Below are 12328 nucleotides of genomic sequence, written 5' to 3'. Positions count from 1 at the left end.
AGGGTGGCGATGATGTGGGAGATCTGGCGTTCCGGCAGAGTGAGTGTCAGGGTGCGCATGCCGAGGGCGTCGGTGTTCTTACCCCCGCGTAGGGCGCGTTTGCCGTAGGCCTTCGCCGCCGCATCCTTGACCGTGCGGTTGTGTTCACGGACCCGGGCGGCGGCCGCCCGATCAATCTCATCGACCGTGCCCCGCAGGCCGCACAGGTCCACCCGGAGTTCCTCCACCGTCACCGACGCACCGCGCAGCAGCGACCGCAGGTGCTTCTCGATGCGTTCCAGGGAGGTGATCGACAACCCCCGACCCGCTTCCCGCGCCGCGGCCTGCAACTTCTTGTACCGGGTGGGCCCGTAGTACTTCCCGGCCATCTTCACCCACGTCCCGGCGGTGGAGGAACCGAGGAGACGGGAGACCGTATCGCGTGGCAGACGTCCGGAGGCGACAGCCTCCAGCGTCTGCACACCCTGATCCCCCAGGGCCTCGATCATCTCCACCACGTCCATGCCCCGGACACTAAACGGCAATCACGCGGGCGTCGATAAGCAACCAACCCGGCCTGTGGATAACCCCCAACCATCCACAGAAACGGCCGTCCCGCCGAACCCCGCCCTTGACGTAGAGTCGGATCCATGAGTGAGAATCAGCCGCGTCGCATCGTCGTCGGAGTGTCCGGGGGAATCGCCGCCTACAAGGCGTGTCACCTGGTGCGGGACCTCAAGGAGGCGGGGGATGACGTACGCGTCGTGCCCACCCCGAGCGCCCTCAATTTCGTCGGGGCCGCCACTTTCGAGGCCCTCAGCGGCCATCCGGTGTCCACCACCGTCTTCGACGCGGTCGACGAGGTGCAGCACGTGCGGGTCGGCCAGGAGGCGGACGCCGTCGTCATCGCCCCCGCGACCGCCGACGTCATGGCCCGCCTGGTGGCCGGCCGGGCGGATGACCTGCTCACGGCGACGGTGCTCGTGGCGACGTGCCCGGTCATCGTCGTCCCGGCGATGCACACGGAGATGTGGTGGAACCCGGCCACCCAGGCGAACGTGGCGACCCTGCGGGAGCGGGGCGTCATCGTCCTCGAACCCGCCCACGGACGTCTCACCGGCAAGGACACCGGCCCCGGCCGCCTGCCGGAGCCGGACCAGATCGCGGAGCTCGTCCGCGCGGTCCTCGACGGGGCGGACCTCACGCCCGACTGGCGGGGCCGGAAGGTGCTCATCACCGCGGGCGGCACGCAGGAGAACCTCGATCCGGTGCGTTTCCTGGGCAACCGCTCTTCGGGGCGGCAGGGGTTCGCCCTGGCGGAGATCGCGGCGCACCGCGGCGCGGAGGTCACCATCGTCGCCGGTGCCACCGACGATCTGCCGACCCCTTCGGGGGCGCGTATTCACCGGGTGACGAGTGCGCGGGAGATGGCGGGGGTTGTCGAGAAGCGGGCCCCCGAACAGGATGTCATCATCATGGCGGCGGCCGTCGCCGATTTCCGCCCGGTGAGCGAGGCGGGGGCGAAGATGAAGAAGGGGCAGGATGATGCGGCGCTGATGACGGTGGAGCTGGTCGAGAATCCGGACATTCTGGCCACCACCGTCGAACAGCGGCGGCAGGGCGCGGTCCCGGTCGGCACGACGATTGTCGGGTTCGCCGCCGAGACGGGCGACGCCGACACCTCCGCCCTCGAGTTCGCGCAGGCGAAGCTGCGGCGCAAGGGCTGTGACCTGCTCATGGCGAACGAGGTGGGGGAGGGCAAGGTGTTCGGGCAGGCCCGGAATCAGGGGTGGCTGCTCGGGGCGGACGGCAGTGTCGAGGAGGTTCCGGACGGGTCGAAGCATGTGGTGGCGGCGCGGATTCTGGCGGGCGTCGATAAGCTGCGCAATTGACCGACACAGACAGCTTGGTCTATATTGGGCGGTCGTATCATTGATTAACGCCGACAAGGATCAGCCCGTGACTGAGAATCCCGCCACCACGCAGGTGGCCTTCGACAAGCCCGCCACCATCCGTCTGTTCACCAGCGAGTCCGTCACCGAGGGGCATCCGGACAAGATCTGCGACGCCATCTCCGACACGATTCTCGACGCCATGCTCGAGCAGGATCCGTCGGCGCGTGTCGCCGTGGAGACGCTGGTGACCACCGGCCAGGTGCACGTGGTCGGTGAGGTGCGCACCTCCGGTTACGTGGAGATCCCGCAGCTGGTGCGCAAGACCCTCGTCGACATCGGTTTCACCTCCTCCGAGGTGGGTTTCGACGGTACGACCTGCGGCGTCAACATCGCCATCGGTGAGCAGTCCCCGGAGATCGGCCACGGCGTGGACACCTCCCACGAGGTTCGTTCCATCCTCGAGGGCGAGGAGATCGACGAGGACGACCGCGCGGGCGCCGGCGACCAGGGCCTCATGTTCGGTTACGCCAGCAACGAGACCGCGGAGTTCATGCCGCTGCCGATCGCGCTGGCGCACCGTCTCGCGCGCCGCCTCACCCAGGTGCGCAAGGAGGGCATCGTCCCGCATCTGCGCCCGGACGGCAAGACCCAGGTGACGTTCGCGTACGACGAGCAGGACCGACCGGTCCGCCTCGACACGGTGGTCATCTCCACGCAGCACGACCGCGACGTGTCCCAGGAGTGGCTGGCGGAGCAGCTGCGCGAGCACGTCCTCGACTGGGTCGTCGCCGACGCGGGGATCACCGACATGGTCGACGACGAGCTCACCCTCCTCGTCAACCCCTCCGGGTCCTTCATTCTCGGCGGCCCGATGGGTGATGCGGGTCTGACGGGCCGCAAGATCATCGTCGACACGTACGGCGGCATGGCCCGCCACGGCGGCGGCGCGTTCTCCGGCAAGGATCCGTCGAAGGTGGACCGTTCCGCCGCGTACGCCATGCGCTGGGTGGCGAAGAACATCGTCGCCGCCGGTCTGGCCGAGCGCGTCGAGGTCCAGGTGGCCTACGCCATCGGCCGCGCGAAGCCGGTGGGCCTGTACGTGGAGACGTTCGGCACCGCCGCGCAGGGTCTGACGGACGCCGACATCCAGGGTGCCGTCGAGGAGGTCTTCGACCTGCGTCCGGCCGCGATCATCCGCGAGCTCGACCTGCTGCAGCCGATCTACCGTCAGACCGCCGCCTACGGTCATTTCGGTCGCCTCGACCTGGATCTGCCGTGGGAGCGCACCAACCGGGTGGACCAGCTCAAGGCCGCGATCGACGGCTAGAGTGGTCGGCATGGCCTCCCCCCGCGTCCCCGCAGAGCACCTGCCGGTGGCGCGGGTTCTGCCGTTACTGGGCCTGGCGCACCTCGACCGTCCCTTCGACTACCGGGTGCCCGCGGATCTTGACGCCATCGCCCAGCCGGGCGTGCGGGTGCGCATCCGCTTCGCCGGTCGCCTCGTCGACGCGCTGCTGCTGGAGCGTGTCGCGCACACGGATCATGAGGGGCAGCTCAGCTGGATCGAGCGGATCATCTCCCCGGATGTCGTCTACCCGCCCCGGACGGCCGCGCTTATCGACGCCCTCGCCGACCGCTATGCCGGCAATCGTTCCGATCTCGTCCGCGCGGCCGTGCCGTCCCGGCACGCCCGCGCGGAGGAGGCCGACGTGTCCGTCCCGTGGGAGGATCTGGGGGAGGCGGGGGAGCCGGACCTGTCGGCGTGGGCCGCCTACGAGTACGGGCAGTCCTTCGTCGACGCGGTGCTGGCCGGGCAGACGGCGCGGGCGGTGTGGCAGATCGCGCCCGGGGATTCGTGGGCCGACGCCCTGGCCGCCCTGGCGGTGAAGGTGGTCATCGACGGCGGCGGGGCGCTCATCGTGGTGCCGGACCAGCGGGACGTCGATACGCTGGAGGCGGCGCTGCGGGAGCTGGTGGGAGCCAAGCAGATCACCGTACTCACTGCGGCGCAGGGCCCGCAGGCCCGCTACCGGCGATTCCTGTCGGTGCTGGCGGGGCAGGGACGCCTGGTCATCGGCACGCGCTCGGCGGCGTTCGCTCCGGTGGAGGACCTGCGTCTGGCGGTCATCCTCCACGACGGCGACGACAACCTCGTCGACCCCCGTGCCCCCTACGTCCACGCGCGGGAGGTGCTCACCACCCGCAGCGCCCAGGAGGGCTGCTCCCTCATCCTCGCCGGGCACACGCGTTCGGCGGAGGCCCAGCTCCTCGTCGAATCGGGATGGGCGCACGGACTGGTGGCGGCGCGGGAGACGGTGCGTCGGAAAGCGCCGCTCATCCGGGCCGTCGGCGACTCCGACTTCGAGCTGGAACGCGACCCCCTGGCGGCCTCCGCGCGGCTGCCGAAGATCGCCTTCGAGGCGTTGCGCGGGGCGCTCGACCGTGGCGAACCCGCCCTGGTGCAGGTGCCCCGCAAGGGCTACGTACCCACTCTGGCCTGTGGTTCCTGCCGCGCCCCCGCCCGCTGCCGGCAGTGCAACGGTCCGCTCGGCCTGCCCGCGGGCACCGACGCCGGCGTGCCCACCTGCCGCTGGTGCGGCGCCCCCGACGCCCGCCACCGCTGCGGGGAATGCGGTTCGGTGAAGTTGCGCGCCGTCGTCCTCGGCGCCGACCGCACCGCCGAAGAGCTGGGCCGCGCCTTCCCGGGGGTGCGGGTGATCACCTCGGGCGGGAACCGGGTGCTCGACACCGTGCCGCAGGGGAAGGCCCTCGTCGTGGCCACGCCCGGTGCGGAACCCCGGGCGACCTACGGGGCCGGCGTGCTGCTCGACACGTGGGCGCTGCTCGGGCGCCAGGACCTGCGGGCCACCGAGGACACCCTGGCGAAGTGGGCGGCGGTGGCCACCCTCGTCGCGCCCGCGTTCCGGAGCGGGGAGGTGGTCGTTGTCGCCGACCCGGGTCTGCCGGTGGTGCAGTCCTTCATCCGCTGGGACATGGTGGGCGCGGCGGCGCGGGAACTCGCCCAGCGGCGGGACGTCGGCTTTCCCCCGGCCGTCCACATGGCCGCCGTCGACGGGGCGAACGCCGCCCTCGACGCCTTCCGGGAGCACGCGGACCTGCCCCCGGGTGTCGAGGTTCTCGGGCCCGTTGACCTGCCCCCGGGTGTCACCCTGCCCGGCGACTACGACGAGGCGAAGCACGGCCCGCCCCAGCGGCTCCTCCTGCGCGCCCCGCTGGGGCCCCGCTCCGGCCTGGGGCGTTCCCTGCGGGCGGCGGTGGTGGCCAAGGCCGGGCGGCGGGAGGACCTGCCGCTGCGGATCCAGGTTGATCCCGTCCATATCGGCTGATGACGGGGACGTAGACTGTTCCCCATGACACTCCGCGAGATCCGCCTGTTCGGTGATCCCGTCCTGACGACCCGGTCGGACGAGATCACCGAGTTCGATGATTCCCTGCGTGTCCTCGTCGAGGACATGCTCGAGACGATGGACGAGGCCGGCGGCGTCGGCCTGGCCGCCAACCAGATCGGCCTGACCCGCCGCGTCTTCGTCTACGACTGCAGCCACATCGAGGACGGCCTGCGCGGCCACATCATCAACCCCGTGTGGGAGCCCGTCGGCGAGGAGATGCAGCTGGGGCCGGAGGGCTGCTTGTCCATCCCGGACGTCTCCGCCGACACGCAGCGCCACGAGACGGTGCGCGTCACCGGCGTCGACGTCGACGGTAATCCGCTCGCCATGGTCGCCTCCGGGCTCATGGCCCGCTGCATCCAGCACGAGACCGACCATCTGGACGGCGTGCTCTTCCTCCGGCGGCTCACCCCGGAGCTGCGCAAGGAAGCGATGGCCACCATCCGTACCTCCGAGTGGTTCAACAAGTAAAGGAGAGGCATGCGCCTGATTTTCGCCGGTACCCCGGAACCCGCTGTCGTCGCCCTGGAGAGGCTGCTGGCCTCGGATCATGAGGTCGTCGCGGTGCTCACGCGTCCCGACGCCCGTCGGGGCCGCGGCCGCACCCTGCATCCCTCGCCCGTGAGCGCCCTGGCGCGCGAGCACGGCATCGAGGTGCTCACCCCGACCACGCTCAAGGACGGCACGGAGGACGGCGCCGCCATTCGCGCCCGCCTCGCCGAGCTGGCCCCCGACGCCATCCCGGTCGTCGCCTACGGCAACCTCATCCCCGCCGATCTGCTCGACCTGCCCACCCACGGCTGGATCAACCTGCACTTCTCCCTGCTCCCGGCGTGGCGGGGTGCTGCTCCGGTGCAGGCCGCCATCCGCGCGGGCGACGACATCACCGGTGCCGCCACCTTCCGCATCGAGGAGGGCCTCGACACCGGCCCGGTCCTGGGCACGGTCACCGAGGAGATCCGCGGCACCGACACCGCCGACGACCTGCTCACCCGCCTCGCCTACTCCGGTGCGGATCTGCTCACCGCCACCATGGACGGCCTCGCGGCCGGGGCGCTGGTCCCGCAGCCGCAGACCGGTGAGGCGACCTACGCCCCCAAGATCACCACCGAGGACGCGCGCGTCGACTGGTCGCAGCCCGACTTCGCCGTCGACCGCCACATCCGGGCGCACACCCCGGGGCCCGGCGCGTGGACGATGCTTGCCGACGACCGCGTCAAGGTCGGCCCCGTCACCCTCGGAGCCGACGCCGACCTGGCCCCCGGCGAGATCGAGGTGCGCAAGAACGAGGTGCTCGTCGGCACCGGCACCGGGGCGGTCGTCCTCGGGCAGGCGCAACCGCCGGGCAAGAAGATGATGAACGCCGCCGACTGGGCCCGCGGCAACGCGGCCCTCCAGGCAGGGGAGAAGGTGAGCTTCGAATGAGCGGAGGATTCCGGTCCCGCGCCAGGTCCAGCCGACAGGAGCCGGCGAAGCAGGCCCCGAAGCAGAGGGCGCAGAAGCCCCAGAAGTCGCAGAAGTCGCAGAAGCCCCGGCGGAACACGGCGGGCGTCGATAAGCCGCGTCTGCTGGCCTTTGACGTGCTCACCCGTGTCCGGGAGGACGACGCCTACGCCAACCTCATCCTGCCGCGCATGTTACGCGAGCGGAACATCACCGACCGGGATGCGGCGTTCACCACGGAGATCACCTACGGCACGCTGCGCACCCTCGGGGTGCTCGACGCGGTCATCGCGGAGTGCTCCTCCCGCGGGCTCGACCAGATCGCCCCGGAGGTGCTCGATGCGCTGCGCCTCGGCGCCTACCAGCTGCTGTACACGCGGGTGGAGCCGCACGCCGCGGTCGACACGACGGTGCGTCTGGTGGAGGCGGCCGGGCAGGAGAAGGCCAAGGGTTTCGCCAACGGCATCATGCGCACCATCTCGCGGACGAAGCCCGCGGCGTGGATCGAGAAGCTCACCCCGCCCGGGGAGATCGCGGCCGCCGCGTTCCGCAACGCGCACCCGGAGTGGATCGCGCAGTCGTTCTCCCGGGTCCTCGGCCTCGGCGACCTCGACGCGGCCCTCGGGGCCGACTCCGAGCGCCCCACCGTCCACCTCGTCGCCCGCCCCGGTGAGATCTCCGCGGAGGAGCTCGCGCTCATGACCGGCGGTGAGGAGGGCACCTACTCACCCTATGCCGTGCACCTCGCCTCCGGCGACCCCGGTGACCTCGAGCCCGTCCGTGAGGGGCTGGCCGCCGTGCAGGACGAGGGCTCGCAGCTCATCGCCCGCGCCGTCGTCGAGGCCCCCCTCGACGGGCCGGACGGCGGCCGCTGGCTCGACCTGTGTGCCGGCCCCGGCGGCAAGGCCGCGCTCATGGGCGCCCTCGCGCGTATCGACGCCGCCCACGTCGACGCCGTCGAGGTTTCCCCGCACCGCGCCAAGCTCGTCGAGAAGACCACCCGTGACCTGCCCGTCACCGTCCACGTGGCCGACGGCCGTTCCCCGGGGCTGACCCCCGGCTACGACCGCGTGCTCGTCGACGCCCCCTGCTCCGGCCTCGGCGCCCTGCGGCGCCGCCCGGAGGCCCGCTGGCGCAAGGCCGAGGGTGACATCGCCGGCCTGGCGCCGTTGCAGTACGAGCTGCTGGCCTCCGCCCTGGAACTGGTGCGGCCCGGGGGTGTCGTCGTCTATTCGACGTGTTCGCCGGATCTGCGGGAGACCCGGGCCGTCGTCGACCGGGCGGTCGCGGAGCTCGGTGCCGAGGAACTCGACGCCCACGGCCTCGTGGCCCCGATGGAGGACGTCGGTTCGCACCGGAGCGTGCAGATGTGGCCCCACCGCCACGGCACCGACGCCATGTTCTTCGCGGTGCTGCGCAAGGCCGGGCAGGCGCAGTAGTTCCCGGCGGTCAGCCCGCGGTGTGCGGGCGGCCGTCGTGCTCGAAGACGGTGCCGTCCGGGCGGTGGATGCGCATCCCGCTGCCCAGGGGCTCGCTGTTGAGGTAGCGGCGTTCCAGCTCCTCGATCTTCTCCCGCCGTTCGCGCAGCGTCCGCTCGTGTTGGCGCGCGGTGCCGCCCCGATTCGCCTCGAAGCGCATCGCCCCGAGCTGGTCGGCGAGCAGGTAGAGGAAGGTCCGGTGGTAGTCCTCGTCGGTGGTGGCGGGTTCCTCCCGGTAGCGGTCCCGCATGTCCTCGACGCGGTGGCGCAGCTCCCGGTAGTCGGGGCGGGCGGAGAGGATCTCCACCTCGTCGGTGGGTGCCGGGGTGTATGACGTGGACGGGGTGGTGGGGATGCGGTCCCGGACGCCGAACTGTTCCGGGTCGCTGCGCTCCCAGGCGAGCAGCGCCAGCTGCGCCCCGAGAAGCGCCACCACGAGGGCGGCACCGAGGAGGACGCGACGGGACATCGACATCGGGTCAGCGGCCGGTGAACGTCGGCGTGCGCTTCTCGGCGCGGGCGGCACGCGACTCCGCGACGTCCGCGGAGTGCCAGGCGGCGGCGGCCGCCTCCCGGCGCTGCTCCTCGGTGTAGGGGGAGTGCGAGGTGTGGGCGAACTCGTACTTGAGGTGGCGCAGGGTCAGCGGGGCCTTCGACGCGACGAGCTCGGCCAGGGCGAGGGCGTCGTCGAAGCCGCCGGCCTGCACCGCGTAGCCGGAGCGGACGGCGTCCTCGGCGGACAGGGCCGCCCCGGTGAACAGCATGGCGCGGGCCACGGACCCGCCGACGAGGTGCTCGAGGGTGCGGATCGTCACCTCGTCGAGCGCGATGGCCACGTCGACGATGGGGACGCGGAACAGCGCGGTGTCGTTGACCACGCGCAGGTCACAGGCCATGGACAGTTGGGTGCCGGCCCCGATGGCGGGGCCGTTGATCCAGGCGACGACCGGGATGGGCAGGGTCTGGATGGTGCCCAGCATCTGCAGCAGACGCGGGTAGAAGCCGCCGGCGTAGACGTCGCCGGAGAGATCGGCCCCCGCGGAGAAGACGGTGCCGTCGCCGTGGAGGAGCACCACCCGCGCCCCGTCCTCCACGGCGGCCAGCATGGCCTCCTCGATGGCGTCGCACATGGCGATATCGAGTTTGTTGCGCTTGGCGTGGTTGTCCAGCTTGATCGCGCGGACCCGGCCCTCGGCGTGGTCGGCGGTGTGGACGAGCGGGGTGGTCACGGCGGGGCGATCCTTCCGGGGAGGGGAGAAAGTTTCTGCGACCTCACATCTTGCCCCATCCGGGTTCAGAACGGGATGTCCCGCTCCACGGGCAGGGGTGCCGGCCGCGGGCGGCGGTGCTGGGCCTGCACCCGGCCGTAGGTGTCCGCGTCGATCTCCCGGTCCGTCGGACGCTGCCGGTCGAGGTACTCGCGGAAGGTCAGGCGTCGACCGCCCGGGTCCGTGGGGACCTGCGCGACGGGCCGGCCGATCCAGGCCCGGAGGAGGCGGGCCTGGAGGTCCGGGTAGGTGTCTCCATCCCCGGTGAGCAGGGTCCGACCGAGGTCCGTGGCGCGGAGGCTCTCGCCCGGTTCCACGATGAGCAGGCCCGCCTCGGCGCCGACCTCGAGCACGCTGGTGAGAGTGGTCGCCTCCCGGGCGGTGCCGATGATCGGGCCGTAGGCGTAGTGGCTGTTCCTGCGCTGCGGGACGGGGTAGAGGGCGGGGTACGTGTCGACGAGGTCGCGGACCACCCCCACCGGCAGGTACCCGGACTTGGTCACCCGCGGGGGCTTGTCGGAGGTGGCCCGGCGCAGCAGGTCGAAGAGAATCTCCCGGTCGGGGAGCCCGGAGAGGAAGCGGTGGTGGGCGGCCAGCTCCGCCTGCCGGCCCTCCGCGCGGAGGACGGTGTAGAGCTCCATCGCGGCTTCCACGTCGGCGACCTCCGGGGTCAGCAGCCCCTCGAGGGCGTCGACGACGATCATCCGCTCGAGATCCGGCGGGAGCGGGCGGTCGTCGTGGGCGAGGGTCAGCGCGTTGAACTCGGGCAGGCGCAGTTTCGGGCCGGGCAGCAGCGGTGTGGTGTCGCGGAGGATGACCGGCGGCTGCTCACCGTCACGCGCCCAGTGAGGGGAATGCTCGTCGACGATGTCGAGGCGGAAGATCCAGCCGTCGGTGCGGTGGAGGAGGAAGTCGATCCCGTACAGCTCCTCCGGCAGCGGCCCGGTGATGATCTCGTCGTGGAGGTCGGGATGGTCGAAGTGGTAGGCGTGGCGCGCGTGATAGGTGTCGCCGACCCGGAACAGCGCGTCCGGGGTGGGGTAGCGGCCGAGCGCGAGGCACAGGCGGTCGAGCAGCTCGTCGCCCGTCATGTCGTCGCGGAAGGTCAGGGAGCGCACGAACGGGCGTTCCGCCCCGGTGAGGGTCATGGTCAGTGTCCGGTAGGTCATGCCCTCACCCCACCACCTTTCGCCACCCCGCGCTCCGGCGTCTCACGGTTTCTGTGGATAACCCGGCCCTCCGGCCGGGCCTGTGGATAACCTGCCGCTTCCCGACGCCCCGTGTCACCCGCATCAGGTAACGTCGTCGGGCTGCGGTTCCCCGATAGAGTGGGGCCATGAAAGCGATCAGGGGTGTTCTCGTCGCGGTCGCGCTGGCACTGTTCGTCAGCGCCTGCGGCTCCGACTCCTTCCATGAGACGTACGTCAGCCCCGGTGAGCGGGCCGTCGGGCAGGCGGAACCGGCGGGGCCGGCGGGGGACGACGGGGCGTCGATAAGCAACGATGTCATCACCACCGGCATCGCCTCGGTGCGGACGGGGGAGCCGGTGTCCGCGGCGGCGGATTTCGCCGCGGCCGTCCGCGAGGAGGGCGGGCGGATCGAGTTCTCCGAGACCGGCACGCGGGGTGACCAGCCGCGCGCGGTGGTGACGGCGCGGGTCCCGGCGGAGAGGTACGAGGCGGTCGTCGACGCCCTGGCGGATTTCGGGGAGGTGGTCGCCCAGTCGACGCAGGCCACGGACGTCACGCAGGAACGCGTCGACCTCCAGGCCCGTCGGGACGCGCTGCAGACGTCCATCGACCGGCTCACCGAGCTCATGACCGGGGCCGACTCCGTCGAGGACCTGGTCCGCGCCGAGGAAATGCTCACCCAGCGGCAGGGGGAGCTCGATTCGCTCACCGCGCAGCTCGACCACCTGCAGGACCAGGTGGGCATGTCGACCCTCACGGTGACCTTCAGCGTCGACGACGACGGTTACCTTCCGCCGAACGTGGTCGAGCGGTCCTGGCAGGCCTTCCTCACCTCCCTGGAGACGATGGTCATCGTGCTCGTCGGTCTGCTGCCGTGGCTCGTCGTGCTCGGTGCCGTCATCGCCGTAGTGGTGGCGGTGGTCCGGCGCCGGCGGCGGCGGAGGGCGAGCGGGGACAGCTGACCAGGCTTTTCCGCCCCCTCACGCCACCCGCGTACACTCGTTGCCATGGCATCTCCGATCATCGCACCCAGCATTCTCGCGGCTGATTTCTCGAAGCTCGGCGAGGAGGTCCGCGCCGTGGCGAACGCGGACTGGATCCACGTGGACATTATGGACGGACACTTCGTCCCGAATCTCTCCTTCGGTCCGGACATCACGAAGACGGTGGACCGGATCACCGATCAGCACCTCGACGTGCACCTGATGATCGAGAACCCGGAGGACTGGGTCGACCACTACATCGACGCCGGCGCGGACTGCGTCATCTTCCACGTCGAGGCCACCGCCGACCACGTCGCACTGGCCAAGCACATCAAGTCGAAGGGTGTGAAGGCCGGGTTCTCCCTCAAGCCGGGCACCCCGATCGAGCCTTACCTGGCGGACCTGCGTTTCTTCGATCTCGTGCTCGTCATGTCCGTCGAGCCGGGTTTCGGCGGCCAGTCCTTCATGCCGGACCAGCTGGAGAAGGTCCGCACCCTGCGCGAGGCTATCGACAACAACCGGCTGACCACCCTCATCGAGATCGACGGCGGCATTTCCGAGAAGACCATCGCGCAGGCCGCCGAGGCCGGCTGCGACGCCTACGTCGCGGGTTCCGCCGTGTACGGCAAGGAGGACCCGGCGGAGGCCGTCGACAATCTGCGCCGTCTGGCCACCGTCTAGG

At 71.1% G+C, this 12328-nt stretch carries 12 protein-coding genes; 8 read left to right on the top strand and 4 right to left on the bottom strand.

Features of this window, described 5'->3' with window-relative positions:
• On the bottom strand, window positions 1-503 hold a 503-nt coding region (locus B9Y70_RS09500), incomplete at its 3' end, for a hypothetical protein (RefSeq protein ID WP_143337594.1).
• Window positions 504-629: 126 nt separating this feature from the next.
• Between B9Y70_RS09500 and coaBC the strand changes: the two genes are divergently transcribed.
• From coaBC to B9Y70_RS09470, 6 genes are all read left to right on the top strand, one after another.
• On the top strand, window positions 630-1871 hold the full coding sequence (gene coaBC, locus B9Y70_RS09495; RefSeq protein ID WP_085550019.1) for a bifunctional phosphopantothenoylcysteine decarboxylase/phosphopantothenate--cysteine ligase CoaBC: 1242 nt from the start codon (window positions 630-632) through the stop codon (window positions 1869-1871).
• 94 nt (window positions 1872-1965) lie between these two features.
• Window positions 1966-3201, top strand: a complete 1236-nt coding sequence (gene metK / locus B9Y70_RS09490; protein ID WP_240309215.1) for a methionine adenosyltransferase — start codon at window positions 1966-1968, stop codon at window positions 3199-3201.
• Window positions 3202-3211: 10 nt separating this feature from the next.
• Window positions 3212-5221: a primosomal protein N' gene (locus B9Y70_RS09485; protein ID WP_085550036.1), complete on the top strand. Its 2010-nt coding sequence runs from the start codon at window positions 3212-3214 to the stop codon at window positions 5219-5221.
• A 24-nt stretch (window positions 5222-5245) separates the two neighbouring features.
• Complete coding sequence (gene def / locus B9Y70_RS09480; RefSeq protein WP_085550017.1) at window positions 5246-5755, top strand: peptide deformylase; 510 nt, start codon at window positions 5246-5248, stop codon at window positions 5753-5755.
• Between the two features lie 9 nt (window positions 5756-5764).
• Window positions 5765-6709, top strand: a complete 945-nt coding sequence (gene fmt, locus B9Y70_RS09475; protein WP_085550016.1) for a methionyl-tRNA formyltransferase — start codon at window positions 5765-5767, stop codon at window positions 6707-6709.
• Window positions 6706-8166, top strand: a complete 1461-nt coding sequence (locus tag B9Y70_RS09470; RefSeq protein ID WP_085550015.1) for an RsmB/NOP family class I SAM-dependent RNA methyltransferase — start codon at window positions 6706-6708, stop codon at window positions 8164-8166. The genes fmt and B9Y70_RS09470 overlap by 4 nt, the downstream gene beginning before the upstream one ends.
• Window positions 8167-8176: 10 nt before the next feature.
• Here the strand turns inward: B9Y70_RS09470 and B9Y70_RS09465 are convergent, their stop codons facing one another.
• From B9Y70_RS09465 to B9Y70_RS09455, 3 genes are all read right to left on the bottom strand, one after another.
• The gene (locus tag B9Y70_RS09465; RefSeq protein ID WP_159449803.1) at window positions 8177-8674 is read right to left on the bottom strand and encodes a hypothetical protein; all 498 of its coding nucleotides are present in this window, start codon (window positions 8672-8674) and stop codon (window positions 8177-8179) included.
• 10 nt (window positions 8675-8684) lie between these two features.
• On the bottom strand, window positions 8685-9434 hold the full coding sequence (locus B9Y70_RS09460) for an enoyl-CoA hydratase (RefSeq protein ID WP_085550013.1): 750 nt from the start codon (window positions 9432-9434) through the stop codon (window positions 8685-8687).
• Between the two features lie 65 nt (window positions 9435-9499).
• On the bottom strand, window positions 9500-10642 hold the full coding sequence (locus B9Y70_RS09455) for a hypothetical protein (RefSeq protein WP_085550012.1): 1143 nt from the start codon (window positions 10640-10642) through the stop codon (window positions 9500-9502).
• Window positions 10643-10809: 167 nt separating this feature from the next.
• On the opposite strand from B9Y70_RS09455, the gene B9Y70_RS09450 reads away from it, so the two are divergent.
• On the top strand, window positions 10810-11625 hold the full coding sequence (locus B9Y70_RS09450) for a DUF4349 domain-containing protein (RefSeq protein WP_085550011.1): 816 nt from the start codon (window positions 10810-10812) through the stop codon (window positions 11623-11625).
• 45 nt (window positions 11626-11670) lie between these two features.
• The gene (gene rpe, locus B9Y70_RS09445) at window positions 11671-12327 is read left to right on the top strand and encodes a ribulose-phosphate 3-epimerase (RefSeq protein WP_085550010.1); all 657 of its coding nucleotides are present in this window, start codon (window positions 11671-11673) and stop codon (window positions 12325-12327) included.
• The last annotated feature ends 1 nt before the right edge of the window (window position 12328 follow it).

Source organism: Corynebacterium pollutisoli, assembly GCF_900177745.1.
In the GTDB taxonomy this organism is placed as follows: Bacteria; Actinomycetota; Actinomycetes; order Mycobacteriales; family Mycobacteriaceae; genus Corynebacterium; species Corynebacterium pollutisoli.
This window is presented reverse-complemented; position numbering and strand designations above follow the sequence as displayed.